Annotated in this window: 26 protein-coding genes and 1 tRNA gene; 3 read left to right on the plus strand and 24 right to left on the minus strand. The window is 49.8% G+C overall.

The annotated features are described in order from the left end of the window. Nucleotide 1: 1 nt before the first annotated feature. The 8 genes from SLIP_RS11625 to rpsF form a co-directional block, all read right to left on the minus strand. Nucleotides 2–1,108, minus strand: coding sequence for an HlyD family secretion protein (locus tag SLIP_RS11625; protein ID WP_049765057.1), 1,107 nt, complete (start codon nucleotides 1,106–1,108; stop codon nucleotides 2–4). Further along, nucleotides 1,101–1,724 (minus strand): TetR/AcrR family transcriptional regulator, encoded by a 624-nt coding sequence (locus tag SLIP_RS11630; protein WP_013176482.1) that lies wholly within the window; start codon nucleotides 1,722–1,724, stop codon nucleotides 1,101–1,103. The genes SLIP_RS11625 and SLIP_RS11630 overlap by 8 nt, the downstream gene beginning before the upstream one ends. A 207-nt stretch (nucleotides 1,725–1,931) precedes the next feature. After that, nucleotides 1,932–3,206 (minus strand): adenylosuccinate synthase, encoded by a 1,275-nt coding sequence (locus SLIP_RS11635; protein WP_013176483.1) that lies wholly within the window; start codon nucleotides 3,204–3,206, stop codon nucleotides 1,932–1,934. A 97-nt stretch (nucleotides 3,207–3,303) separates the two neighbouring features. Further along, nucleotides 3,304–3,750 carry a 50S ribosomal protein L9 gene (gene rplI / locus SLIP_RS11640; protein ID WP_013176484.1) on the minus strand — a complete coding sequence of 149 codons (447 nt, stop codon included), beginning with the start codon at nucleotides 3,748–3,750 and terminating at the stop codon, nucleotides 3,304–3,306. A 100-nt stretch (nucleotides 3,751–3,850) separates the two neighbouring features. Next, nucleotides 3,851–4,165 (minus strand): MazG-like family protein, encoded by a 315-nt coding sequence (locus SLIP_RS11645; protein WP_041433103.1) that lies wholly within the window; start codon nucleotides 4,163–4,165, stop codon nucleotides 3,851–3,853. A gap of 162 nt (nucleotides 4,166–4,327) precedes the next feature. Then, nucleotides 4,328–4,552 (minus strand): 30S ribosomal protein S18, encoded by a 225-nt coding sequence (gene rpsR / locus SLIP_RS11650; RefSeq protein WP_013176485.1) that lies wholly within the window; start codon nucleotides 4,550–4,552, stop codon nucleotides 4,328–4,330. A 15-nt stretch (nucleotides 4,553–4,567) separates the two neighbouring features. Continuing rightward, nucleotides 4,568–5,017: a single-stranded DNA-binding protein gene (locus SLIP_RS11655; protein WP_013176486.1), complete on the minus strand. Its 450-nt coding sequence runs from the start codon at nucleotides 5,015–5,017 to the stop codon at nucleotides 4,568–4,570. Nucleotides 5,018–5,030: 13 nt separating this feature from the next. Beyond that, nucleotides 5,031–5,324, minus strand: a complete 294-nt coding sequence (gene rpsF / locus SLIP_RS11660; RefSeq protein WP_013176487.1) for a 30S ribosomal protein S6 — start codon at nucleotides 5,322–5,324, stop codon at nucleotides 5,031–5,033. A 211-nt stretch (nucleotides 5,325–5,535) separates the two neighbouring features. Between rpsF and SLIP_RS11665 the strand changes: the two genes are divergently transcribed. Continuing rightward, nucleotides 5,536–6,315 (plus strand): alpha/beta hydrolase, encoded by a 780-nt coding sequence (locus tag SLIP_RS11665; protein WP_013176488.1) that lies wholly within the window; start codon nucleotides 5,536–5,538, stop codon nucleotides 6,313–6,315. A gap of 45 nt (nucleotides 6,316–6,360) precedes the next feature. On the opposite strand, the gene SLIP_RS11670 is transcribed toward SLIP_RS11665, so the two are convergent. The 5 genes from SLIP_RS11670 to SLIP_RS11690 are packed head-to-tail and all read right to left on the minus strand — an operon-like array spanning nucleotide 6,361 to nucleotide 9,764. Then, the gene (locus SLIP_RS11670; RefSeq protein WP_148216578.1) at nucleotides 6,361–6,639 is read right to left on the minus strand and encodes a hypothetical protein; all 279 of its coding nucleotides are present in this window, start codon (nucleotides 6,637–6,639) and stop codon (nucleotides 6,361–6,363) included. Further along, on the minus strand, nucleotides 6,629–6,838 hold the full coding sequence (locus SLIP_RS11675; protein ID WP_013176490.1) for a DUF951 domain-containing protein: 210 nt from the start codon (nucleotides 6,836–6,838) through the stop codon (nucleotides 6,629–6,631). The genes SLIP_RS11670 and SLIP_RS11675 overlap by 11 nt, the downstream gene beginning before the upstream one ends. Nucleotides 6,839–6,855: 17 nt before the next feature. Beyond that, on the minus strand, nucleotides 6,856–7,254 hold the full coding sequence (yedF, locus tag SLIP_RS11680; protein WP_049765058.1) for a sulfurtransferase-like selenium metabolism protein YedF: 399 nt from the start codon (nucleotides 7,252–7,254) through the stop codon (nucleotides 6,856–6,858). 3 nt (nucleotides 7,255–7,257) lie between these two features. Further along, nucleotides 7,258–8,304, minus strand: coding sequence for a selenide, water dikinase SelD (selD, locus tag SLIP_RS11685; protein WP_013176491.1), 1,047 nt, complete (start codon nucleotides 8,302–8,304; stop codon nucleotides 7,258–7,260). Nucleotides 8,305–8,345: 41 nt separating this feature from the next. Beyond that, nucleotides 8,346–9,764, minus strand: coding sequence for an aminopeptidase (locus SLIP_RS11690; protein WP_013176492.1), 1,419 nt, complete (start codon nucleotides 9,762–9,764; stop codon nucleotides 8,346–8,348). A gap of 396 nt (nucleotides 9,765–10,160) precedes the next feature. On the opposite strand from SLIP_RS11690, the gene SLIP_RS11695 reads away from it, so the two are divergent. Together SLIP_RS11695 and SLIP_RS11700 are read left to right on the plus strand one after the other, a co-directional pair. Beyond that, nucleotides 10,161–10,646, plus strand: a complete 486-nt coding sequence (locus SLIP_RS11695) for a nucleotidyltransferase family protein (protein ID WP_013176493.1) — start codon at nucleotides 10,161–10,163, stop codon at nucleotides 10,644–10,646. Continuing rightward, nucleotides 10,643–11,071: a HEPN domain-containing protein gene (locus tag SLIP_RS11700; RefSeq protein ID WP_013176494.1), complete on the plus strand. Its 429-nt coding sequence runs from the start codon at nucleotides 10,643–10,645 to the stop codon at nucleotides 11,069–11,071. The genes SLIP_RS11695 and SLIP_RS11700 overlap by 4 nt, the downstream gene beginning before the upstream one ends. A 397-nt stretch (nucleotides 11,072–11,468) precedes the next feature. On the opposite strand, the gene SLIP_RS12645 is transcribed toward SLIP_RS11700, so the two are convergent. The 11 genes from SLIP_RS12645 to selB all read right to left on the minus strand — a co-directional run bounded on the left by SLIP_RS12645 (nucleotide 11,469) and on the right by selB (nucleotide 22,134). Continuing rightward, nucleotides 11,469–11,567: transfer RNA gene (locus SLIP_RS12645), tRNA-Sec, on the minus strand. A gap of 58 nt (nucleotides 11,568–11,625) precedes the next feature. Next, nucleotides 11,626–12,276, minus strand: a complete 651-nt coding sequence (locus tag SLIP_RS11705) for a CBS and ACT domain-containing protein (protein WP_013176495.1) — start codon at nucleotides 12,274–12,276, stop codon at nucleotides 11,626–11,628. A gap of 34 nt (nucleotides 12,277–12,310) precedes the next feature. Next, nucleotides 12,311–13,015: an ABC transporter ATP-binding protein gene (locus SLIP_RS11710; RefSeq protein WP_013176496.1), complete on the minus strand. Its 705-nt coding sequence runs from the start codon at nucleotides 13,013–13,015 to the stop codon at nucleotides 12,311–12,313. Further along, nucleotides 13,016–13,783 (minus strand): ABC transporter ATP-binding protein, encoded by a 768-nt coding sequence (locus SLIP_RS11715; protein WP_013176497.1) that lies wholly within the window; start codon nucleotides 13,781–13,783, stop codon nucleotides 13,016–13,018. Next, nucleotides 13,752–14,729: a branched-chain amino acid ABC transporter permease gene (locus SLIP_RS11720; protein WP_013176498.1), complete on the minus strand. Its 978-nt coding sequence runs from the start codon at nucleotides 14,727–14,729 to the stop codon at nucleotides 13,752–13,754. Before SLIP_RS11720 ends, SLIP_RS11715 begins: the two co-directional genes overlap by 32 nt. Before the next feature lie 10 nt (nucleotides 14,730–14,739). After that, the gene (locus tag SLIP_RS11725) at nucleotides 14,740–15,627 is read right to left on the minus strand and encodes a branched-chain amino acid ABC transporter permease (RefSeq protein ID WP_013176499.1); all 888 of its coding nucleotides are present in this window, start codon (nucleotides 15,625–15,627) and stop codon (nucleotides 14,740–14,742) included. Nucleotides 15,628–15,769: 142 nt separating this feature from the next. After that, nucleotides 15,770–16,969: an ABC transporter substrate-binding protein gene (locus SLIP_RS11730; RefSeq protein ID WP_013176500.1), complete on the minus strand. Its 1,200-nt coding sequence runs from the start codon at nucleotides 16,967–16,969 to the stop codon at nucleotides 15,770–15,772. A gap of 87 nt (nucleotides 16,970–17,056) precedes the next feature. After that, a complete protein-coding gene (locus SLIP_RS11735; RefSeq protein WP_013176501.1) occupies nucleotides 17,057–18,037 on the minus strand; it encodes an acyl-CoA dehydratase activase in 981 nt (326 codons plus the stop codon). Next, nucleotides 18,034–19,137, minus strand: coding sequence for a hypothetical protein (locus tag SLIP_RS11740; protein ID WP_013176502.1), 1,104 nt, complete (start codon nucleotides 19,135–19,137; stop codon nucleotides 18,034–18,036). The genes SLIP_RS11735 and SLIP_RS11740 overlap by 4 nt, the downstream gene beginning before the upstream one ends. Further along, a complete protein-coding gene (locus SLIP_RS11745) occupies nucleotides 19,127–20,131 on the minus strand; it encodes an acyl-CoA dehydratase activase-related protein (RefSeq protein WP_013176503.1) in 1,005 nt (334 codons plus the stop codon). Before SLIP_RS11745 ends, SLIP_RS11740 begins: the two co-directional genes overlap by 11 nt. Before the next feature lie 92 nt (nucleotides 20,132–20,223). After that, a complete protein-coding gene (selB, locus tag SLIP_RS11750; protein WP_013176504.1) occupies nucleotides 20,224–22,134 on the minus strand; it encodes a selenocysteine-specific translation elongation factor in 1,911 nt (636 codons plus the stop codon). Nucleotides 22,135–22,136: the final 2 nt, after the last annotated feature.

Here is a 22,136-nt window from a genome sequence, read left to right on the forward strand (position 1 = left end):
ATCACTTGGAGGTGCGTATTTTCACCTGGGCCGACAACCCCGGTTTCAATTCTACTCCTTTTCCCTCAACCGCGATCTTGACCGGCACCCGTTGGGTAACCTTGGTATAATTACCCGAGGTGTTCTCAGTCGGTATCAGGGCAAACGTGGACTGAGTGGCTCCTCCTATCTCGACAACTTTCCCATCAAATACGCGGCCGGGATAAGCATCCAACCTGACCTCAACTTTCTGGCCGACCTTAATCCTCCCTACCTTGTTTTCGTCTATGTTAGCCGCGACCCAGGTAGAGGACAAATCACACACCGTAACCAGCGTCTGTCCCGCAGAAACAGTTTCCCCAACCTCAACCGAAGTCTTCAGAACCATTCCGCTGACCGGAGACTTGATTATGGTGTTCTCATAGTTCAGGCGAGCCAAGCGGTAGGCCGCTTCGGCCTGTTTTATCTGGGCCAATCCTGCAGGAACCCCCGACTTTTTCGCCGCCTCCCATTTGGACGAAGCATCATCCACCGCCGCTTGCGCGGCTTTAGCGTTGGCTTCAGCCGCTTCTAGCGCCGCTTTGCAGGTGGCATAGCGGGATTCGGCTGCCAGTAAGCTCTCTTTAGCAACTGCTCCGGCCGCAAACAGGCTTTGATTCTGTTCGAGCGAACGCTTGGCATCTTCTAGGGCGATGCGGGCCGATTCCACCTGCGCCTGAGCAGCAACCTGTGCTCCTTGGGCCCTTTCAACCGCAGCCGCCAGGGACTTGAGGTCCTCCGGTAAACGTTCATAGTTGGCTCGCGCCAATTCCAGGCTGGCTGCGGCCTGGTCCATCGCTGTTTTGTATTGATCGTTATCTAGCTCGGCTATCACCTGTCCCGCTTTTACGTATTCGCCCTCTCTGACCAATAGTTTTTCCAGGCGTCCGGAAGCCTTGGGACTCACATCTACGATATTCCCGGCTACCTTGGCGTTGTCAGTTCTGACGTAAGTCTTCATTTCATGCCACCAGAATGCACCTGCGGTAATCCCCCCCAGCACCACCACCAATGCCACCAACCAGCTTAGTTTTTGCTTGAACCTGCTGTTGTTAGTTTCGGCTACAGGACCCCCTTCATGGTTAACCATTACCATTCTCCCCTCGACGCTTAATGATGCCATTTAGTAACACTTGTTTAATAAGGCCAATGTCGCTAGCCGTTGGTTTTTGCTGCTTACGCTCGAATCCCTCTACTACAAATCCTTTCACCACGCTTTCCACGGCCCGAGCTAACCTGTAGCTTTCGGCTGAAACAAAAACCCCAGAATCAATACCCCTTTCCAACACCTTGGCTGTCAACTGGGTTTTTGCTTCATACCGTTTCTTAACGTCTTCAAAGTACTGACTGGTCAACAGCCCATCCAGATTCCTCCTCAGCAAAGAGAGAAACAGCCGACCATAGGTCGCGTGAAACTCGTACTGCAATTCGATTAGTCTGTTTAGTGCGACATACAGATCAGTTTCCTGCAGGCACTCTGCCTCAATGCGCTGGCATAACTCCGAAATACCCCGCTGGATGACATAGGCCACTATCTCTTCTTTGCTTTCGAAATACTGGTAAAGGGTGCCTTTCCCAAACTCAGCTGCCCGCGCGATATCTTCCACCGTAACCGTTTCGAACGAACGGTCGGCAAAAAGCCGGTAAGCGACCTCAGCGATGAATCGTTTTCTGAATTCCTTTTCCGCGTCTTTCCTGCTGGTCATTCTTCAACCCCCGACCCGAGAGTTTTAGCTCTGACTGGTTAGTTCTCTAGTACAATATAGTCAACGGACTGAACGATGTCAATAAATAAGCCGGCATGTTCGTAACATACCGGCTTGCTTATTGACCCTTCATATCAAAACCTGCTTTTCGTTTTTGGCGCGTTGCCACTATCCCTAACCGTCTATGGAAATATCCAGAGTGCCGCGTTAAAAAATCTCTTTTATGACAACCGTCTGTTGCCTCTTGGGGCCAACGGCGACAAGACAAACAGGAACCCCTGTCAATTCACTGATTTTTTCTATATATCTTTGGGCTTTCAGAGGTAGATCTTCGTAGGTCTTGCAGCCTTCAAGACTACACTTCCACCCTTCCACCTCAACGTATACGGGTTCGCAGTCCTTAAGAACCCGTAAGCTTTCTGGAAATTCCTCGATAATCTTGCCCTTGTGTTTGTAGGCTACGCAGATCTTAATGCGGTCGAAATCATCTAACACATCGAGCTTGGTCACCGCCAAATCGGTCAACCCGTTCAATCGGGTCGCATAGCGGAGAATAACCGCGTCCAGCCAGCCGCAACGTCTAGGGCGACCGGTAGTGGTTCCGAACTCAGCTCCACGAGCGCGAATATAGTCCCCGACTTCATCGGTCAACTCGGTAGGAAACGGCCCCTCTCCAACTCTGGTAGTATAAGCCTTTACCACTCCGAGAACCCGGGCGATACGGGTAGGTCCAACTCCCGCACCTACACACGCCCCCCCGGCCGTAGGATGCGAAGAAGTCACGTACGGATAAGTCCCGTGATCGATGTCAAGGAGTGTCCCTTGCGCGCCTTCCAGCAAAACCCTTTTGCCTTCGTTAATCGCGTTATTAACCAGGATCGATGTATCAACCACGTATTTGCGCAGTCGATCCATACAATCTTGAACCCGGTTCAGCAGTTCCTCATAATCATAACCAGGGTCACCGTATACAGTCTCGAGCACCCGGTTCTTTTCTCTAACCACCGCCTCAAACCGGCTGGGAAAATCGGGATCCAGAGCGTCTATCATGCGAAACCCAACCCGCTCGATCTTGTCGGCGTAAGCGGGGCCAATGCCCCTCTTGGTTGTCCCTAATTGCCTGCAACCTAGTTCTTGCAGTTCATCCAGTCTCTTATGATAAGGCATCAGTATATGCGCCCGGCTGCTGATCCTCAGATTGGAGGTGTCTACCCCTTGTTTTTCTAGGCGGTCTATTTCTTCTAGCAACAGTTCAAGGTCGAGGACTACCCCGTTTCCAATAACACAAACCTTATCTGGATACAGTATTCCCGAAGGAATCAAGTGGAGCATGAATTTTTTATCCCCGTTCACCACCGTATGCCCGGCATTGCTTCCCCCTTGGTACCTTACTATCAAATCTGCCTTGCGAGCGAGAAAGTCTGTAACCTTGCCTTTCCCTTCGTCTCCCCACTGAGACCCCACCACAACTACCGCCGACAAGGTTCTTCACCCCCTTAACCAGAAAATGACAGGATCGCAGCACACTTTATGTTAGCAAAACCCGTTGTATGTGTCAACCGAAACCGGTTCTCCGTCGCTAGTCAGCCTGCAGCACAACAATTATATCAGCGGATATTGAAGGAAACAGCTTTATCTTTACCCGATACTCTCCTAAATGCTTTATGGGTTCCGAAATCTCTATTCTCTTCTTGTCCACGGTCACCCCGAATTCCTTCTGCAGAGTATCGCTTATATCCTTCGCAGTCACCGTACCGAAGAGTCGCCCCCCTTCTCCCGCCTTGACCTTGAGGGACAAGACCTGCCCGTCTATACGTCCCTTTATGGTTTTGGCTTTTTCCTCTTCGCGTTCCAGCTTTCGGTCTTTCCGTTCCGATTTTTCCTTGAGTTCTTTTAATTTGACCGAGGTCGCTTCTACCGCTAATCCGCGGGGAATTAAGTAGTTTCTGGCATACCCATCTGATACCTCTTTTACATCTCCCTCTTTGCCCAGGCTCTTTACCTCTCGCAAAAGTACTACTTTCACAGGCGAAACCTCCTTCTCTCGGTCTAACCAAGCAGCAAAACCGGGTTCCAAGCGTAAAGATCTCCAGAGTGCCTTTACCTCTGGTTCTTGATGTCTCTGTTCAATCCAAGGTGCTTTTTATAGCTTTATTTTCCTCCAAATACTTGAGCAGTTCCGAGAGGTCACCGTACCATTTTTCTACCTCATGGGCTTCGCTGATACTCAACCTTAGTTTCCCCTGAACCTTCCTGTCAACGTCCTTAAATGCAATCCCTAACCTTCGCCCCAAAATATACGTAGTTATGATTATCGTGGCCAGCGCATCGTTTATAGCTTCTTCGCCCCCTCGCGTCAGCGACTTAAACAAAGCAGCTACTGACTCTACCAACTCGGCTTTTAGCCATTCGATGACCCTGAGATTCTCGGCAATACTGATATCTCTAGTTCTTACCCCAACTCGGTAAACCTCCCCGTTTTCGCCCTCAGTTAATCTGCTATCCTCGGTTCGATATTACATAGCCTTTTTCCTGCAAATAAACCGAAAAACTAGAACCCCTGAGGCTTTCCCCAGGGGTCCACTCTAGCAGTATTCGAGCCCTTATTCAGCGGTAAACGGAAGCAGCGCCATTTCCCTGGCCCTCTTAATGGCAGTGGTTAGGCGACGCTGGTGTTTAGCGCAATTCCCCGTAATCCGCCTCGGCAATATCTTGCCGCGCTCGGTTATATAACGGCGAAGGCGGGCTGCGTCCTTGTAGTCGATGTTCTCTATCTTTTCCGCACAGAAATTACACTGTTTTCTCTTCTTTTTTCGTTCTTTTTTCAACCCAATACCCCCTTTTTAAAAAGGAACCTCTTCCTCTGAATCGTCGATCAAGTCTATTTCATCCAAGTTCACTTCTTCCCCTAAAGACTCCCAGTCGTCACTCGCGCGGCCCCCAGCAGCCACCGACGAGGTCCGCCCTTGCTGCCCGGCCCGGTCTAAAAATTTTACCGTGTCAGCTATTACCTCATAGGCACGGCGCTTCTGGCCTTCTTGGGTTTCGTAACTACGTACCTGCAACCTTCCTTCTACTGCCACCAAGCGACCCTTTCCTAAATATTGGGCACAGGTTTCTCCCAGTTGTCTCCAGGCTACGATTTCTATAAAATCCGCTTTTCTTTCTCCAGCCTGGTTAGCATAAGGACGATCCACCGCCAGGGTGAACCTGCTAACAGCAGTCCCGTTGGGCGTATACCTCATCTCTGGGTCGCGCGTAAGCCTCCCTATAAGTATCACACGGTTAAGCAAAGGTTCTCCCCCCTTAGCGTTCGTCCAATCGCAGAATGATATGGCGCAGAAAGTCCTCGGATATCTTCAGTACCCGGTCTAGTTCGCGGACTGTTTCAGGCTGGCCTTTGAAGTAACATACAACGTAGTATCCTTCGGTGAAATCCTCGATTTCGTACGCCAACCTTCGCTTGCCCCATCCTTCGGCCTCTCGCTCAAATTCTCCCCCTGTTGAGGCTATTATGGTTCTGACCCTCTCCTTGGCAGCTTCGATAGCCTCCGGCGTCAGATCTGGCCGCAAGATGTACATGAGCTCGTACGGGCGCATCTCTCCACCTCCTCCCTATGGTCTAGCGGCTCCAGGTCCACCCTGGAGCAGGGATTTCCTTGACATTATAACAGGAAAATCCGTCTGGTTCAAAGAAACCTAACAAAAAAGAAAAGAAACACGTCCTGCACTTGATTGAAAACCGTGCTGGCTAAATCCATCCGCGATTGCTATCATGATATCAACAACATCCTGAAAGGAGTGCTGGCTTGTGCCCGATTACTCCGTTATCGATCACCCTGATATCCTCCAGTATCTGTTTTTCCCCCGTAAGGATAATGCTCCTGGCCCTCCTCATAGTTTTGACGTTTCGGTAAATGTAGACCCTGATGTTTTTGTTTCTTGTCGCTTCTACGTGGAATCTCGGGATCTCCCTTGGATCTTGTACTTCCATGGCAACGGAGAGGTTGTCAGCGACCACGACGATATCTCTCTGTTCTATAACCGCATCGGCCTTAATCTAGTGGTAGCTGACTACCGCGGTTATGGAGCCAGTACCGGCTCGCCAACGTTTTCTAATCTGGTTAAAGATGCTCATGCTATATGGGATGAGGTTCGGGCAACTTTTTCTCGCAGAGGTTACTCGGGTGGATTATGGGTAATGGGCAGGTCAATGGGAAGTGTGTCGGCCCTAGAACTGGCCAGTTCGTATCCCGATCTTATCAAAGGGTTTATCATCGAAAGCGGGTTTGCCAGCCCTACCCGGCTGATACGCCATCTAGGCTTGCCCGCACACAACGTAGATTTAAATAAACTTGAAACGGAATGCCTGTCAATGATTCGGGAGATTAGGCTTCCTGCGCTGATTATTCACGGGCAGCTAGATACACTAGTGCCGATATCCGAAGCAAAGCTTTTGTTCGAGCAACTCGGGAGCTTGCAAAAAAAAATCGAGGTTATCCCGTATGCTGACCACAACAACATTATCTACGTAGGGCTGCAGTCTTACTTCAAAGCTATCTATGATTTCGTGTTTACCTCGCCTAAATAGTATTGCTTTGTCTTTGCTCACTTTGGGGCTTAGTCTCAAAGTCAGCTACAGTATTCCCCGTATGAGGAGATTCTGTAACTCAGATATCGGTTTTTCGATGACATGGGTTTCTTGAAACAAGCCCTTAAGAACGGCTAGACTTTCTCCGTTCTTTTTTCTTTTAAAACCTATTATGCAGAAATGTCGGTTACTACCCAAGGATCTGACGGTTACCAGATCCCCTACCCGAAATCGCTTGTCCTCCAAATACCTGACAATCATAGATTCTCCTCCCAAGGAACTGCCGTACTCCTTGGTACAGTATATGCCAATATTAGCCATCAAGTTCCTTTCCCTGCTGGCTCAACACCTTGAGAACATTTCGTTCAAACTTGGCTCTGGGGAGCATTACCTGTCGATTACACTTTTGGCAACGTATCTTGATGTCAGCTCCCAGTCGGGTAATCTCCCACTCATAGCTGCCGCACGGGTGCGGCTTTCTCATCCTTACGATGTCGCCTAGAGAAAAACGTTTGGGTTCCACCTTGTATTACCTCACTTCTAAACCGTAATCACCTTGTAAGCATTGGCCAGCAAGTCTATTACGTTATACATATTGGTAACTGTGCCCACCATGAGTTTTTCTCTCACCCGGTAATAGTCGAGGCAAGCGTTACAAGAAAGAACCTCCACTCCTGATCTTTCCAATGTCATCAGGTATTCAACCACATCCGAACCCTCGATAGCCAAGAGAACCCCCGAATTGATCAAGACGATAGTCTTTACTACTCCTTCCCGCTGGCTCAAGTTGAACAAGAAGCTTCTCATCAGTTTTTTCCCCAGGTCTTCCTCCCCTCTTCCTAGAGTACGCCCAGTGACCAGCAATACCGCCTGCTCGACAGGCGAAAGAGAAGGGGTTAACACCCCCGACAGATCGCGGGCATCGACTATCCTCTCCATTTCCTACCTTCCCCCTTTAACCTCCACCCTCGGGCTTTCAGACGGTATTGCTCGGCCAACCAAGAACAGCGGAAGACCTTCTCTATCTAACGCTCTCACAAGATCTGCCTTCCTGTCTTCCCCAACCGCTAGGAGCAACCCTCCTGATGTCTCGGGCGAATACATGAGATCTTTAATCTCCGGATCTATCCCTTCCTCAAACACGACCCGTTGCCCTAGGTATTCGCGGTTAGCGTAAGCCCCCCCAGGGATCAAGCCCACAGCCGCATACTCCCGAGCTCCGGTCATAAATCCCAGTTGGTCTGCATAAACCTCTACAGCCACCCCGCTGCCCTTTGCCATCTCAAACAAGTGTCCCACCAGGCCAAATCCGGTAACATCGGTACCGGCACTAACCCCCGCTGCCAACGCAGCATCCTTGGCGGCACGATTCAACGTAGTCATCCACTTGATACACTCGACCTGCACGCTCTTCTCTGCCATCTCGGCTTTGATCGCAGTAGCAATGACGCCTGAGCCGAGCGGCTTGGTCAGAAAAATGATATCTCCTGGTTTAACCGTATCGTTGCGAATAATCTGGTTAGGATGCACGATCCCCGTTACCGACAGCCCGTACTTCGGTTCGTTATCGTCTACCGAATGCCCTCCAACCAATACCGTTCCTGCTTCCTTGAGCTTATCTATCCCACCCCGAAGAATCTCCCGTAAGACTTCGATGTCTCCACAAGCCGGGAAACACACTATGTTCATGGCTGTCAAAGGCTGCCCTCCCATGGCGTAAACATCACTCAGAGCATTGGCGGCCGCTACTTGCCCGAACCAATAAGGATCGTCCACCATAGGAGTGAAGAAATCCACCGTCTGAACCAAAGCCAGGTCATCACGCAGAAGATATACTCCTGCATCGTCGAACTTTTCAAACCCCACCAGCAACCTGGGATCCGATGGACTGTATAAACCGTTTAAAATGCCGTCCAGAGCCCCCGGCTCTATCTTGGCCGCTCACCCAGCCGCTCGGACCATCTGAGTTAGTCTTGCTTCCCCGGCCATAACCCTACCTCCTTTCCCCTGTCCTTTCCCCCGACCGTTTTCTACCACCACGAGGGCTCGTAGGTTGGGTCCCCGGCCATAAGAAAGGCCTTGTATCCCTTGTAAGCGTGGTAGATATCGGCTTTGCTAGCCACTTCGAATGGAGAATGCATGGCCAGTAAGGCTACGCCGCAGTCCAACACTTCCATCCCGTAGCGAGCTAGATACTGTGCAACCGTGCCACCGCCGCCTTCATCCACCTTTCCCAATTCCCCTACCTGCCATACTACTCCATTAGCATCGAACAGTTGTCTAACCCATGCTACAAATTCCGGGTTAGCATCGTTGGCATCATACTTACCCTTAGAACCTGTATACTTGGTAATTACCACTCCACGTCCCAGGAAAGAATTGTTCATCTTCTCGAAGACCTGTTCGTAATTGGGGTCTACGGCTGCATTCACATCGGCCGAAAGAGCTCTGGACGATGCTAGTGCCCGTCTTACCGACAAATATTCGCGTTGCCCAACCCGGAACAACATTTCGGCTGCCAAGTTCTCGAGAAAATATGAGCGGAGTCCGGTGTTACCAGTGCTACCTATTTCTTCCTTGTCTGCAAAGATACACATTGCCGTTCTTGGGGGTTCTTCGACTTCCAGTATCGCCTTAAGTGAGGTATACACGCTGACCCTATCATCTTGCCCATAGCCCCCGACCATACTCCGGTCAAATCCAACGTCCCGCGCTCTAAATACGGGAACCGCTTCCAGCTCGGCACTGGCGAAGTCTTCCTCCTCAATCCCGTATTCCTGTCTGAGTCTCTTCAAAATAGCCGCTTTAATCGCTTCCTTCTCCGCTTCGCTTCCCGGGATGTTGCCTGCCAAAAGATTAAGTCCTTCACCGCTTACGGCCTCGCTCATCTTCTTTTCCATCTGTTCTCGGGCCAGATGTGGTAACAAGTCGGGGACGGTGAAAACAGGTTCACACTCTTGATCCCCCAATCTTACGATAAGTTTGGTTCCATTCTTTCTCACTACTATGCCGTGTAGAGCAAGAGGTATCGCTGTCCACTGGTATTTCTTAATTCCCCCATAGTAATGAGTTTTCAGCCAAACCATCCCGTCCTTCTCATACAGCGGCCGAGGCTTGAGGTCTAACCTAGGGGAATCCAAGTGGGAGGCTATGATATTGAAACCCTTCTCCAGTGGTTCCTGCCCAATCACGGCCACCGCCGCGATTTTCCCTTTTTGCTTAACATAGACCTTCTGTCCCGCTTTCAGAGTTTCACACTTACCCAAATCCAGAAAACCCTGTTCGTGCACTGCCCGTTCAATAAAGGTTGCGGTCTCTCGCTCGGTCTTGGCCCGGTTCAAAAACTCAATATACCCGGCTGCAAATTCGAATGCCCGGCGCTTCTCTTCCTCTTCCATCGTGAGCCACGCATTCCCGAAAACCTCTTCTTTTTCTTGTGGCTGTCCCATTGCTATCCCTCCTTGAAGTTAATGTGCAGCTATTCTGTATTATTGTGTGGATCGGCAATCATTATAATACTCTGCATCAAAGCTTAACCTTTGCCCTCCATCGAACCCAGTTTTCTGGGCCATTCACAATTCCTAAGAAAGCATGGATAGGTTTTTTCCCGCCAGCCTTCGTTCTTTCTTTTAACAAGGCCGGGTAGGACAGGAATTTTGTCCTCATTGTAGCACTTTTTCCCTTCCGTTTGTACCGGAACATATAACTCATTCTCGCAACGCGCCTGCCAACCTGAACAAGTTTGTGAGTTCAGGGCTGGGCTGGTATTTGTTGACAATGTTAGGTACAATAGAAACAGTAGAGGAAAGGGAATAAACGAGCAACATCGGGAGGCGGCTCCCCTTATGTTTAGAGAAGAGTTTGAGGTGGCCTTGCACGCCCTCTTACGGGCAACAAAGGAGGTCTATGGTGACCGGCTTGTGTCGCTGGCAGTGTTCGGATCCGTAGGACGCGGTACTCCTCGCCCGGATTCGGATATTGACCTTTTACTGGTGGCGGATGACATGCCGCGGGGTCGGATGAAGAGAATGGCAGAGTTCGTTCGGGTGGAAGAAGAGATGAAAGCTCATCTTCCGCAACTGAATCACATCTCCGTTGACTTGTCACCTGTACTGAAGGACAGAAACGAAGTCTTGGCTGGAAGCCTGCTCTTTTTGGACATGATCGAAGACGCCAGGATCCTCTACGATCAAGGAGGTTTTTTGGCGAGTTTCTTGCGCAAACAGAAAGAACGGCTGGCCGAATTGGGAGCTGCTAAACACTACCGTAAAGGAGCGTGGTACTGGGTGCTCAAGAAAGACTATAAACCAGGGGAGAAGGTAGAAATATGAACGCGGCCACGCTGGCTCAAAGCTACCTGATCAAAGCCACAAAAAGGCTGAAGATACTCGACGTACTGCTATCGGAAGAAGCTTACTCTGACGTAGTTCGGGAGGCCCAAGAGGTAGTCGAGCTGGCTTTGAAAGGTATCTTGAGACAAATAGGGATAGACCCCCCCAAACAGCACGATGTAGGGTACCTTATCGTGGAGTACAAGGATCGCCTTCCCGATGAAGTCGAGGCTAACGCTGCTAAACTGGCAGGGATATCGAAGTGGTTGCGCAAAGAAAGAGAATTTGCCTTTTACGGCGATATAGACTTCATCCCGACGGAGGAATACTCAGTCCAGGACGCAATTACAGCCATCGAAGACGCTACCTTTACCGTAAAGATGGCTTCGCTGGTCATCGGCTACCCTCAAAAAAGAGATGAGTAAAGTTCTAACTCTCATGCTCCAAAATTAAGACCCTGATTAACGCAGACCTTTATGACTCTCATCCGAGTCACCACTAGAGAATGAAAATTCACAGAGGCTTCCTAACAACGCGGCAATCAATAATACCAATTCTATAATCATCTGTGAACATCTGTCCCGGGCACTCAGGTGGCTAGAAGTGAAACACAACTTCAATATTGTAGTTGAACGCTCATCGATAATAAAGTCCAGGCTGAGTGCCGGGCTGTGTGCATCTGTGGCTATTTTCGGGGCAGATTAACTTTACTGTATTTTGTGGAACACTCCCCAACGTGGTGTAACACTGCTTTTATTCTCTAAAACCGTAACACCGCCAAGTGTCATGAGAGTCTGCGTAAATCTGCGTCTAACGAAAAAATGGCGGAAGCGTGTGGGAATCGAACCCACCCACCGCAGGACCACTGCGGCGCAGACTGGATTTGAAGTCCAGGCGGCCCACCAGAACCGATCCGCTTCCACGATTTTTTACAGGTCCTTTATCATTATATCGAAACCAACAAGTTTCTCAACGAAAATCAGCGTTTTACAAAGACTGACTTTATTTCGTACCCTCTGTGCTTAAGTTCTTCCAGTACTTCCTGCGGATCCTCGGTGTCGATGCGCAGAATTAGATTATAATCACCGCGAGCCAGGTCAGGGTAAAGCACGATATTTTCTATGTTAATGCTTTTCGAGGCTATGATGCTTGATATCTCGGCCACGACTCCAACCCTATCCTCTACCTTCATGTCAATACGGGTGCCTTTGCGGTAGACTCCGAGCATGTCAATCAGCGCATCGAATATGTTTGTCTCCGTGATTATCCCTACCAGTTTTCCGTTTTCCATCACCGGGATGCCGCCAACCTTGTGGGCGCGCATGAGGCGGGCTGCTTCTTCGATGAAAGTGTCCGGGCTGACGGTTATTACCTGGCTGTTCTTGGGAAGGATGTCTTTTATCTTGGTCTTGGCTAGAAGATAGTTGATTTCGAAAACACTCAGGGACGTTGCAGGCGATGGAGAAACCTCGCTCAGGTCCCTCTCGGTGACGATTCCTACCAACTTCCCCCGGTTCATGACTGGTAGACGCCTTATACTGTGATCCCTCATCAACTGCATGGCCTCAGCTACGGTCGTATCTAGAGCAATGACGATCGGGTTGGGAGTCATTTTGTCTTTGACCTTCACTGTGCAACCCCTCCTTGTCTAGACTCACGCCTTTTCATCCTCCCAGGTAAGCTTTTTTCACCTCTTCGCTCTCCATAAGGTCCCTCGCAGCTCCTTCAAGGACTATTTCTCCGGTTTCCAAAACATAAGCCTTATCGGCAATTGATAAGGCCATATGCGCGTTTTGTTCGACCAAGAGAATGGTAGTTCCCTGGGAATTGATATCTTTGATGATATCGAAAATCTCCCTCACCAAAAGGGGCGCCAGACCCATTGAAGGTTCATCCAGCAACATAAGCCGTGGCCTAGCCATTAAGGCCCGGCCAATGGCCAGCATCTGCTGTTCCCCCCCGCTCAAAGTCCCGGCAATCTGTTTCTTTCGCTCCTCAAGGCGTGGAAACCTGGAAAAAACCATTTCCATATCTGTCTTTATACCTTGTTTGTCCTTGCGTAGATAAGCTCCCATTTCCAGGTTCTCCAAAACCGACATTGAAGGGAATATCCTTCGCCCCTCCGGTACCTGGCAAATCCCCAGCCCCACTATCGCCTGTGGAGGAAGCTTAGTTATATCGCGGTTTTCAAATATCACAGATCCTGATCTGGGACGCAAGATTCCGGATATGGTCTTCAAGGTCGTGGTCTTTCCTGCACCGTTTGCTCCTATAAGGGTTACTATGGCTCCTGCTTCAACCTCCAGAGACACGTTCTTTAGCGCATGAATGGCCCCATAGTAAACATTGATATTGTCTATACGCAACATCTAAACCACTTCCTCTCCCAGGTAAGCTTCGATAACGCGAGGGTTGTTCTTAATCTCTTCAGGTCTGCCTTCGGCAATTGTACGCCCATAGTCCAAAACCAGGATTCTTTCACACAAGCCCATAACCAGGGACATATCGTGTTCGATTAGCAATATGGTTAACTTAAATTCATCCCGCAAGCTGAGAATCAGCTTCATGAGTTCCTGGGTTTCCTGAGGATTCATCCCCGCTGCAGGTTCGTCTAATATCACCAATTTTGGATTCGTGGCCAGGGCTCTCGCTATCTCCAGTCGGCGTTGGTCTCCGTAAGGAAGGTTTTTGGCTAATTCATCCTTCTTTTCTAGCAAACCCAACAACTCTAGGTATTTGGAAGCCTTTTTGTCCATCCACCCCTCGCCACGTATAAAGACCGGCAAGCGCAGCACTGCCGCAGGCAGTGAATAAGGAACGTCTTTGTGAAAGGAAATTCTCACATTGTCGATAACTGAAAGCCCCCCGAACAACCTGATGTTCTGAAAGGTCCTCGCAATACCAGTTCGACATATGTCGTGAGGCTTCCTACCTACAAGCGATCTTCCCTCCATCATAATCGAGCCCCGGTCAGGACGATACACGCCGGTTACGAGGTTGAAGACCGTGGTTTTGCCTGCTCCGTTAGGACCGATCAAGCCTACTAGTTCCCCTTCTTCAATCATCATGTTGAAGTCCACCAGAGCGCTAAGACCCCCGAACGACTTATAGAGGTTCTTCACTTCGAGTAGCGCCACGGTCCTCACCCCTCACTCTGCGGAAGATCCGAAGCGATATTTCTTTGTTCCCCATCAAGCCCTGGGGCCGGTAGATCATGGTTACGATCAAAACTACCGAGTATATCACCATTCGGATCTCCGGAAAACTCTGGAGGCCAGCTGACAGTATCGTAAGGAATACGGCCGCCAATACGGCTCCTGTGGTGCTGCCTAAGCCTCCCAGCACCACCATGACCAGAACGTCAAATGACCGGAAAAAGCTGAACGTCCCGGGTTGAATGATAAAGAAGTAGTGGGCATATAAAGCACCGGCCAAGCCGGCAAAAAAAGCCCCTACTGTGAAAGCGAGTATTTTATATTTGGTGGTATCCACTCCCATCATCTCTGCCGCGACCTCGTTCTCCCGCACGGCCAAACACGCCCTACCATAACTGGAATTTATCAGGTTTTGGATAAACAACAAGGTCACTAACACGGAAAAAAAGAGCCACGTCCAATTGGTTAACTGGGCTATTCCGATTAGCCCGGCCGCCCCCCCGACGTAATCGATGTTCAAAAGCACAACCCTCACTATCTCCCCGAACCCTAGAGTAGCGATAGCCAGGTAGTCGCCTTTCAAGCGGAGGGTAGGGACGCCTATTAAAACGCCTGCTACTCCCGCAGCAATACAGCCGCTCAGCACTGCCACCGGCAACGAGTATCCCAGCTTGCTCGTCATAACAGCCGCCACATAAGCCCCTACTGCCATGAACCCAGCGTGACCCAAGGATAGCTGCCCGGTAAAGCCGGTTATAAGATTCAAGCTCACTGCTAAAATGATGTTTATCCCCATCATAAACAGGTTAATCTGGTAATAAACATCCAGCAACTGAGCGTTGATAAGATACTGTACCAGGAAAAACATGGCTACCAATAAAACTGAAATTGATAAGTATGCGCTCCAATTAGGCTTCGACTTATCCAAACTCTATCACCTACACTTTTTCCCCTTCATCCTTGCCAAATATGCCGGCAGGTTTGACAAGCAGGATAATAATGAGAACCGCAAACGCAACTGCATCCCTGTATAAGCTGCTCCCGTAACCGCTCACCAGTGATTCGAGCACCCCCATGAGAAAGCCACCAACCATAGCCCCTGGGATAATACCAATGCCTCCTAAAACCGCTGCTACGAAAGCCTTAAGCCCTGGCACTATCCCCATCAGTGGATCAATGGTGTTGTAGTATACTCCCACCATCACACCCGCCGCAGCGGCTAGAGCCGAACCTATAGCAAAAGTAAAGGATATGGTTTTGTCTACATCGATTCCCATCAACATCGCTGCTTCCTGATTCTGGGAAACGGCCCTCATTGCTTTACCGATCTTCGTTCTTTTGACGATATACTGCAAAAATAACATCAAGATCACCGCACTGACCAAAACGAAGACGTCTCGATTTGTAATCACCAGCTTGTTGGAGAAGAAATAAAAGTATCTTTCGGGAAAGGTTCCGGCCGGAAATGAACGCTGCTGGGGAGTCAAGAGCCAGATAGTACCGTATTCAAGAAACAGGGAAACCCCGATGGCAGTTATCAATGCCGCTATACGGGTAGAGTTCCGCAAAGGCTTGTAAGCTAGTTTTTCGATAACCACTCCCAGAACAGCACAACACGCCATGGCCATAACCATAGCCGGGAAAACACCAGTACCCAGAGCGGTTATAGAAAAAAAGCCTATAAAAGCCCCGACCATCATCACATCGCCGTGAGCAAAGTTAATCAGGTTGATTATCCCGTACACCATGGTGTAACCGAGCGCGATCAAAGCGTATATTGACCCGAGTGATATTCCGTTTACCAGTTGCTGCAGGAATTCATACAATACATTTCCCCTCCGGCTTCCGTCTCCAGTTTAGGTGCTAGGCGATGCAGACTCTAAGGCAATTTAAGATTTGCGTTCTTCTGCGTCCATTCTAACTTGAACAGAGGAAGGGAGAGAACCCCTTCCTCTGTTCGTTTCATAACTAGGGCTGGATCTTTGTCTTAACCACCTGTTTCCCGTCAACCATCTCGATCAGCACTGCCGATTTTACAGGATTATGCTGCTCGTCCATCGAAAACGTTCCGGTCACGCCCGAGAAATCCTTGGTAGCAGCCAAAGCTTCTTTTATTTTGACCCCGTCGGTACTGCCGGCCCGCTTGATAGCATCCACTAGCAGATAGGCGCTGTCGTAACCCAAAGCAGCGAAGGCGTCTGGGGTAGTCTTGTAGGCCGCTTCATACGCCTTGACAAACTTCACCACTTTGGGGTCCTTATCCGCAGACGAGTAATGATTGGTAAAGAAGGTGTTGTTTAACGCCTTAGCCCCGGCAATGTTCACCAGTTCGGCAGAATCCCAGCCGTCCCCACCCAGGATAGGCACAGTTATTCCTAATTCACGAGCTTGTTTGATTATCAAACCGGCCTCGTTATAGTAGCCCGGTACATAGATTACATCTGGTGCCTTATTCTTGATCTTAGTAAGGGTGGCTTTGAAGTCTTTGTCGTTCTTCACATAGCCTTCTTCAGCTACAATGGTACCGCCTTTGCCCACAAATGCTTCCTTAAAAGCCTTAGCCAACCCTTTTGAGTAGTCGGTGCTCGTGTCCATCAGAATGGCCGCTTTTTTCGCCTTCAAGGTATCATAGGCGTAATTGCCCATTAATCCGCCCTGGAAGGGATCAATAAAGCATGTGCGGAAGACAAATTCCTTAGTCTTTCCGGTTTTTTCATCTACTGTAGCCGCCATCGCGGTAGCTGCGGGGGCTATAAGCGGTATCTTGTTTTTCGAAGCAATCGGCTCAGCTCCCAGGACACTGCCTGTTACCAGCGGTCCGATCAAAGCCACTACTTTTTGTCCTACAAGCCTCGCCGCAACGTTGGTAGCTTCCGCGCTGTCCGACTTGCAATCCATTATGACATAGTCGATAGTCCGTCCGTCAACTCCCCCGGCCTTGTTAATCTCGTCAAAGGCCAGGACCACGCCGTTTCTACAGTTAGTCCCGTAAGAAGCTACCCCGCCTGACAACTCCACATTAACTCCTACTTTGATGGGCTCTTTGGTCTCGGTAGGAGCCTTCGGCGTTTCCGGCTGGTTCTCTGTAGTCTTGGACTGGCACCCAGCCACAATGCTAACCACAAATACCAGTAACAATAACACCGCCAGCCTTTTACTGACTTTCATCCTTCTTCCCTCCTATGTTTTGTACTGAGCAATCCGCCCTGCATTCTTAGTGTCCCGTTCCCCCTCCTTTCCTTTTTCCCAGACTCATCAAGAAGCTTGTACCTCCCAGCGTCCGCAGCGATCACCCCAACGCGCCACGAGTTCTTCTCCTTCGTAAAACTGTACTACTTCGCATAGGTTGGAGCAACCCTTGCATTCAAAACTGGTCGTTCTAAAACTGACATCACCAATTCTGAAACCCTTAAAAGCCGTTTTTCTCTTCCTGGCAACCGCCTCTTTGGCCAACAAAGCGGCGCCGACTGCTCCCATCACGTCATAGTTCTCCGGTACAATGACTTCCATGCCCAAGTATTTCTCAAATGCTTTGACCAATCCTCGGTTGGCGGCAACTCCTCCTTGGAACAACACCGGGGGAAGTATTTCCTTACCCTTTCCCACGTTGTTAAGGTAATTGCGAACCAATGCCTCGCACAAGCCGGCAATTATGTCTTCTGTATTGTACCCCAATTGTTGTTTGTGAATCATGTCCGATTCGGCAAACACCGCGCACCTACCCGCAATCCGCACCGGATTCTTGGCCTTCAAAGCGAAGTCGCCGAACTCTTCAATCGGTATCCTGAGCCTGGCTGCTTGTTGATCCAGAAAAGAGCCTGTACCTGCTGCACAGACCGTGTTCATGGCAAAATCGATGACTACCCCATCACGCAGGATGATTATCTTAGAATCCTGTCCCCCTATTTCTATTATGGTCTGCACCTCCGGATTTACCGCCAAGGCAGCTACAGCGTGAGCCGTTATTTCATTCTTAACAATGTCAGCGCCGATTATCATGCTGCTCAGATAGCGAGCACTGCCGGTCGTTCCCGAGCCAACAATCATCACTTCTTTCTCTACCTCTTCGCCGACAAGGCTTACGCCTCTTTGAACCGTCTCAATAGGTCTGCCATTGGTACGCAAGTACTGCCTGGCCAAAACCGAACCATCTTCTCCTATCACTACCACGTTGGTGCTAACGGATCCCACGTCTACTCCTAGATATCCCTTGATCATAGCCCTCTTTCCCTTCATCCCGCCAACTTCCCTGCCTGCATTCGTCTTCTTTCCCTTCTTTTCTGTAAAAGGTCGATAAAAGCTTCTATTCGTGTCTGGATACCGGCTTTGCCGGTCTGCTCGTCGATAAAGAACGTCAATACCGGTATGTCCAATTCCCGGCTAACCCGCGGTAGGATACTCTTCGCCACGACTTCTGGAATACAGGCAAAAGGCGCGAGTTGTATGACCCCATCAAAACCACGACGGGCGTACAACACCGTTTCGCCTATACTGTTGGTTCCATGTCCCCCAATAGGCGCTTCATTGAGATAGGGACGAGCTAAAGCGAAGAGTTCCCGGTCCGGCGTACGAATCGTGTTTCGACCACAATAACCTGTTATGTAAATGGAACGGTCGATTTCTACCCCAGCCTCACCGAGCATTATCTGCAGGTAATGGTTAGCCGCCGGTTCTAAAACGACATATATCTCGCCGATTATACCCACTTTCAACGGATCCCGGCTGGGATCTTGACTCACCGAATTCAGCAGCAGCATCCCTTCATTTCGGGCTTCGGCTATTGTCTGAAAAGTAGAAGCTTGATCTATCATCTCTAATGCTTTCCAAAGGGTCCGAGTAGTCTCCCCCCGGTTTATCTCATAGGGTCGAACCTTGAACGACAGCATCTCCAGGTCATCAATGGCTTTCAGCTTCTCCCAGGTAATGTGCAAGGCTCCAATAAACTCCTTAAACGACTTCCCCCCGGTTTTCCAGACCAGCTTGAGTTTGTTCCAAAAATCGCCTATGTGGTGCAATGGTGGTTCGAATCCTATGACCTTGAGGTTGACCCCCAGGTCAGCGAGCAAATTCTGGTGCATAACCCAATAATATCCTGCCCGACACGGACCTACTCCGCCCGAAGTTATAACCAGTTCCGCCCCCATTTCCGCCACTTCCAGGTAGGTCCCCAAAAGTATTTTGAAAGGAATACAGGCGAACTCAGGTGCGTATCTAACCCCAAGGTCGAGGGTCCGTTTGCTGGGTTCCGGCGGAACCACACACTCGTGCCCGATGTTCTCTATTAACCATTTAAAAGCAATGTATGAATACCCCATCCGGGGAAAGCTAATCTTCATTTTTTGCCCTCCGGTAGCGCAACATGTCCACAAAGGCTTCTATCCGAGTCCGTATCCCGGCTTCACCGGTATGCTCGTCCACCATAATCGACATGAACGGGATCTGTCCGCGTTTCTTGGCCTCCAGTTCCATTAAACGATCAACCATAGCATCAGGTCCACAAGCAAATGCGGTCACGTGAATCACTCCGTCAACTTCTTTTCTCCCCATAAAATGAAGAGCTCCTTCCAGAGCGCGGTTTGAAAAAAACCAAAAAAGGTGTTTGGGGAAACCCCGAACTGCAGCCTTGAGCTTGTGCCACGACAGCATATCCTGGGTATATACAGCCACGTTTTCGCGGCGCAATATGTCCAGTAGCCCAACGTTGAGAAACGTGTCGTATATCAAATAGGGGTACCCGACCACTGCCACACGAAATTCTGGCTGTAACTTTTGGAACGCCGCCAACGTAGAGGTAGAATCGAATACTATCTCCATCGCTTCTTCCGGCATGAGTCCTCTCAGCAACAATCGCTGAAACCGTTTTTGCACCATTTGAGCCCGGGCTAAAGCCCACCATACCTTGCTTCTGGACGCCCCTAAAATCTTACCAATTTCCATACCTACCCTTACTATTTCACGCCAACCTCTCTTCAGATCAATACGCGTGTCAATAATATCGGGGAGATTACTGACCGAGGCCTTTAACATATCCGGAAGCCCAAGAAACTTCGGACAAAAAGTTTCTGTTCCAAAGTCTCCGAATTTTCTCAGCGAGACCAGCCTGGGAGCAAATATATAATCTACTTGTCCGATTAAGCTCTTAACATGGCCGTGAAAGACCTTGATAGGGATACAGGCCTCACTCACCGCCTCTTTCATTCCTTCATCGAGTATCAGTTTGGAAGTCGGAGGAGATGTCACAACCTCATGCCCCAACGAACCGAAAAATTCCCTGCAGAAAGGGAAATAAAGAAAATAAGCCAGGGTTCTCGGTATACCAATTCTTGCCATAAATGCCTCCTAGACTCCATGAACCATATAAAACCTTGAGAAGTCTCTTCTACATCCAACAGGCCGATTCCTTTTTCCATGGCAGGGAGAGCCTATTTAAACCTTACCCTCACGTCGCCTACCCGCTTGGTGAACCGGATCCGGTCGTAGTATTCCATAAGCGGCAAAGTGTACTTTCGGGAGCTGTTGAAAAGATCCCGAGCGGTCGCAAGCCCCAGCTCGCGGTTGGTTTGAAAATACTCCTCTAAAATTTTCTTACCCTGTTCTATCGCCTCGGCCGAAAAGTAGGTGTTGTCCGAGGCTTTGACCAACTTGCCTTGCTCCAAGAGATAGCCAAAAACCTCGTTAAATTCTTCCTGCTCCAGTCTTACTAAAGCCGTCAGCTCTTTTACCTCCGGGGGAGAAAAAGGCTGCTTGCCAAACTCCTGCAAAATCAAGTCTACCGCCTTCTGCTGGTCGACCGTAGGAGTCGGGTAGTGCTCGGGCAAGGCTACGTAGTTAGCTTCTGTTTTAATAAACCCTCTTCGCTCCATCAACTGCATCAAGGCTCCGGCTACCTTAGCTTGATAATTCTTGAACAGCCGGGTCCGTAATTCCTCCCGTGGATACCCGCGGCGCAAAGGATGACGAAGATGAAAATCCGCCAACACTTGCCGTGTCTGCTGTGCCATTTGTTCTAATCTATTGCGAGTCAGATAAAACTCCCTTCCCTCTATCTCTACCTTTTCAACCCTGGCCTCCTCCAGCAGAGTAGCCAGCCCCCGACGGACTTCTTGTTCATCTTCTCCTACTTCTCGCGCCAGGTCGGCCACGTCGAGGACGGCGTCGGGGCTAGATTCTAACTCCTGTGTAATTACTTCAAGGATACTCCCTTCTTCTTTCACCGCCAGCTGAGCCAAAACGTCCTCTCTAAACCTTTTTTGCTTAGGGGGGTGCGGATCTATGACTTTTCCACCACCTATAGTGGTTACAGGAGAATAGAAACGCACCACAAATCGGTCTTGCTGGTACGCGACTATCGGTTTTTCTAGCACTATCTGAGCATAGGTTTCCTGCCCAGGAAAAAGCTCATCTCTGTCCAGCAACACTATCCGACCGAGAGCTTCGTCTGTGCCCAAGTGGAAACGGATACGAGTCCAGTTCTTGACCTTCCAGGGGCTGGAACTAAGCAGACGGAACACCGTATCTACGCGATATGAAGGTCTTAGAAAACCTGGTGTTGCCAAGACATAGCCTCGTCTCATCTCCTCTACTTCTATTCCCTGGAGGTTGGCCGCTACTCGCTGCCCTGCCAATGCCTTCTCCACTTTTTGCCCGTGGACCTGGAGGTTGCGTACCCGGACCTGTTTAAGTGAAGGGAGTATCTCGAGCGTATCCCCAACCCTAATCTCTCCTGACCACAACGTACCCGTGACAACTGTTCCAAAACCAGTCATCGTGAACACCCTGTCTACGGGGAGACGAACCTTGCCTACAACCGGCTTGCCGGAAACATCTTTTGCCATCTCCTCCAGTGTCTTCAAGAGTTCCGGTATCCCTTCCCCGGTTACAGACGAGACAGGAATTATGGGGGCCTCCTTAAGAACAGTCTTGTCCAGGTACTCTCGCACCTCTTCTTCCACCAGCATCAGCCAATCCTCATCTACCAAATCCTTCTTGGTAATAGCTACCACTCCGCGCTCTATTCCAAGCAATTCAATAATATCCAGGTGTTCGCGGGTTTGGGGCATAACCCCTTCGTCGGCGGCTATGACTAGAATGATCAGGTCTACCCCTGAGGCCCCGGCCAGCATTTGTCGTATAAACCTTTCGTGACCGGGAACATCCACTATGCCAGCCCTCTGCCCATTAGGAAAATCCAGGGGGGCAAATCCGAGCTCTATCGAAATCCCGCGCTGTTTTTCTTCTTTCAAGCGGTCTGTGTCAACCCCCGTTAAAGCTTTCACCAGGGTTGTCTTGCCATGGTCAATGTGCCCGGCGGTGCCTATGATGATTCTTTGCAAGT

This window comes from Syntrophothermus lipocalidus DSM 12680 (genome assembly GCF_000092405.1).
In the GTDB taxonomy this organism is placed as follows: domain Bacteria; phylum Bacillota; class Syntrophomonadia; order Syntrophomonadales; family Syntrophothermaceae; genus Syntrophothermus; species Syntrophothermus lipocalidus.

What these genes read in the sequence shown, in the direction of transcription:
- SLIP_RS11625 (WP_049765057.1), bottom strand. Translation starts at nt 1,108, where the DNA reads ATGGTTAACCATGAAGGGGGTCCTGTAGCCGAAACTAACAACAGCAGG.
- SLIP_RS11630 (WP_013176482.1), bottom strand. Translation starts at nt 1,724, where the DNA reads ATGACCAGCAGGAAAGACGCGGAAAAGGAATTCAGAAAACGATTCATC.
- rpsF (WP_013176487.1), bottom strand. Translation starts at nt 5,324, where the DNA reads ATGCGCCCGTACGAGCTCATGTACATCTTGCGGCCAGATCTGACGCCG.
- yedF (WP_049765058.1), bottom strand. Translation starts at nt 7,254, where the DNA reads ATGGAGAGGATAGTCGATGCCCGCGATCTGTCGGGGGTGTTAACCCCT.
- SLIP_RS11690 (WP_013176492.1), bottom strand. Translation starts at nt 9,764, where the DNA reads ATGGGACAGCCACAAGAAAAAGAAGAGGTTTTCGGGAATGCGTGGCTC.
- SLIP_RS11695 (WP_013176493.1), top strand. Translation starts at nt 10,161, where the DNA reads ATGTTTAGAGAAGAGTTTGAGGTGGCCTTGCACGCCCTCTTACGGGCA.
- SLIP_RS11700 (WP_013176494.1), top strand. Translation starts at nt 10,643, where the DNA reads ATGAACGCGGCCACGCTGGCTCAAAGCTACCTGATCAAAGCCACAAAA.
- SLIP_RS11710 (WP_013176496.1), bottom strand. Translation starts at nt 13,015, where the DNA reads ATGTTGCGTATAGACAATATCAATGTTTACTATGGGGCCATTCATGCG.
- SLIP_RS11730 (WP_013176500.1), bottom strand. Translation starts at nt 16,969, where the DNA reads ATGAAAGTCAGTAAAAGGCTGGCGGTGTTATTGTTACTGGTATTTGTG.
- SLIP_RS11735 (WP_013176501.1), bottom strand. Translation starts at nt 18,037, where the DNA reads ATGAAGGGAAAGAGGGCTATGATCAAGGGATATCTAGGAGTAGACGTG.
- SLIP_RS11740 (WP_013176502.1), bottom strand. Translation starts at nt 19,137, where the DNA reads ATGAAGATTAGCTTTCCCCGGATGGGGTATTCATACATTGCTTTTAAA.
- SLIP_RS11745 (WP_013176503.1), bottom strand. Translation starts at nt 20,131, where the DNA reads ATGGCAAGAATTGGTATACCGAGAACCCTGGCTTATTTTCTTTATTTC.